This is a genomic window from Pseudomonas sp. GW821-FHT03C07, assembly GCF_059420925.1.
Window position 1 is genome coordinate 1 of the sequence record NZ_JBWKUQ010000047.1, and the last position, 1007, is coordinate 1007.

Consider the following 1007-nt stretch of genomic DNA (forward strand, 5'->3'; position numbering starts at 1 on the left):
GCCGAGAGAATTTAGGCGTTTGGCAGCGGCATCAATTTAACGGGGAATTGGTGTCCGGTCTGGTAGGGGCAAGTCCAGTGACCACCTCCGACCCGGTAGTGGCAGGCAGCGACTGGCTGTCATTTCAGTGTGACGGCAGTGGCTGTAGCCTGCTCCCGGCGCAGGTAAGCGTCAGCGATGTGCCGAACAACAGAGACAGCATGGAGATGGTTCTGCAGCGGCTGCACTTCTCGAACACCGGATCGGACTCGCCCCCCGTCGTTGAAGCCTGGTTCCGCCGGGACAAGGCTCATGCCTGGCTCAAACCCGGTCCGGTACTGACCTTTGCCTCCGTTGAGGGACCCGTGGCGGCAGTTGTAAACCTTTCGACGGAGTCGTTCGAAACGGTCGCCGCCGGGCGTACCATTACCCTCATGCCACTGCTCGACAGGGATCGCAAGCGGATCAGGCTGCAACTGCGAGAACCGGGCGTACGGCAGATGCTGGATGATGTGAGTGAATGCCTGGCATCCTCGCCCGGCTACCTGCGCTGGGCCGGTGACCTGGATGGTGACGGGCGTCCGGACTATCTGATCGATTATCCCCGGGGAGCCGATAAAACCCATGCCGTGCTGTACCTGTCCTCACTGGCCGGCCCCCAACAGTTGGTAGGTTCAGCGGCTGTTTTTGATAGTGCTGTGGACTTCACCGGGTGCGATGGCAGCGACTTCTTCGGGAGTGAGTGAACAGGGCCGGAGATGCTTGCCCTGGCCCATCCGCTGCGTGTGACAGATGCCGGTGTGTCCCGAGAACAGAAAGGTCATGACGCAGCTGATAGCGACCATAGGGCCGACGACCTGCGCTTTATGGTGGCCGTGCGCAGGGCGCCTTCGTGCGCGCCGGACCTAGACATTTATCCGCGACGGTCTGACCTGGGGGTCAATGTTCTTTAGCAGCGGTTGAGGTGACTCAGCACCCCGGTGGTAGAACTCGGTCGATTAATGCACCGCCGCCTCCTGATTACCCAT

General features: G+C 60.9%; 1 protein-coding gene. It reads left to right on the forward strand.

The window, feature by feature from the left end; translation table 11 throughout:
• On the forward strand, positions 1 to 725 hold a 725-nt coding region (locus tag AC07VG_RS33415; RefSeq protein ID WP_495022566.1), incomplete at its 5' end, for a hypothetical protein.
• Positions 726 to 1007 lie beyond the last annotated feature (282 nt).